Raw genomic sequence first — 1,308 nt, forward strand, 5'->3', positions numbered from 1 at the left:
TTTATTTCTCAAATTACAACTTAAAAAGTGTAAACTATGTCACTATAACTTTGTAAAGGATGTCCCTATATCGTACCCAAATTGCATACAACGGCGAGTATATGCAAAGTAGGCGATTGCGGGCTTCAAACTTATCAAATCGTTACAATTTCGAAGCGGGTTACAGCCCTTGAAATTATTACTATTTCGCCTATTTTGTATATACATTGTTGCCAGTATGTGCTTTATTTATTTCGTTTTATAATCAAATATAGTACTGTCACAAATATCCAAATAATAGTACTATCAAGAATCAAGTTATTAATGTTCCATCCAGAATTTGGAATCGGACAATCAACCATAAATTCATGATAATACTGAAATGGAAATCCAATCTTTAATTCATAATAATCATGAATTCGGTTTAATGGAGAATTAATTTGAAAAAGAACAGTCAAAAAGGATAACGAGAAGAATATTAAAATTGACAGTATCGTTCCTATAATTATATGTTTAGTCAATTTTTTATTTTTCATATTTAGTCCTCCAACCTCTCTTTTCAATTTTGCGAACATCATCGCAATCTTTTATCTCTCGAAGGTATTTCTCTAGAATCCGCAATTCATTATCTCCCGACTCTCCATTAAACTCTTTTACATATATAGCATTCCCATAATTCTCCTTTGATTTATGAGGCGTATCATCAACGATTAGTGTCTTTTCTAATTTAAATCCGAGTGGCTTAATCTTTTTTAGTCTCTTGACATAGTGAAAATGGTCAAGGTCAGAATATCCCGTTTCGCTCAAATCTATTGTTGGTTTGTATGTCGCTCTTGAACGTCCCCACACAAATTCAAGGTTAAGGAAATCTGGTTTTATTATCCTTACAATTTCGTCTACATACTTATCCGATGCTGAAGACCAAACAGCTATCATGAAGTCTTTACTACAATTTTCAAGAAAATTCGTTAAATATGGTCTTTTCACAACCTTATAGTCAAAAACTTCAAAGTCAGGGGTAAACCCACAGTCTCCTTTATCCGCATGAATAAGAGTTTCATCCAAATCAAGAATCAATAATATTTTGTCATTTTCAATTTGCACTGTCGTTTCTTGGCATTACTGGCAACGGTCCCGCGGTATGGTGTCGTGCGGTTGACTGTCCCACGAAGTGGAGACTGTCAAGCCGAAAACGACGACATACGGAATGTGGTTTTGCAAGTTAAAACACAACCGCATGCACTATGACCGCGTGTTAGCGGTAGTACTTTTTATTTTCATCAATAATCTTTTGTTCTAAAATTTGATAATCTGGAATCAATATATCAT

1 protein-coding gene is annotated in these 1,308 nt (G+C 33.9%); it reads right to left on the reverse strand.

All coding sequences use genetic code 11. The features are described 5' to 3' along the window. Positions 1-504 precede the first annotated feature (504 nt). The gene (locus ACE01N_RS20430; protein WP_380592922.1) at positions 505-1,083 is read right to left on the reverse strand and encodes an NIF family HAD-type phosphatase; all 579 of its coding nucleotides are present in this window, start codon (positions 1,081-1,083) and stop codon (positions 505-507) included. Positions 1,084-1,308: the final 225 nt, after the last annotated feature.

This window comes from Quyinboa ferrireducens (assembly GCF_042436675.1).
GTDB lineage: Bacteria > Bacteroidota > Bacteroidia > Bacteroidales > UBA5342 > JBHJHP01.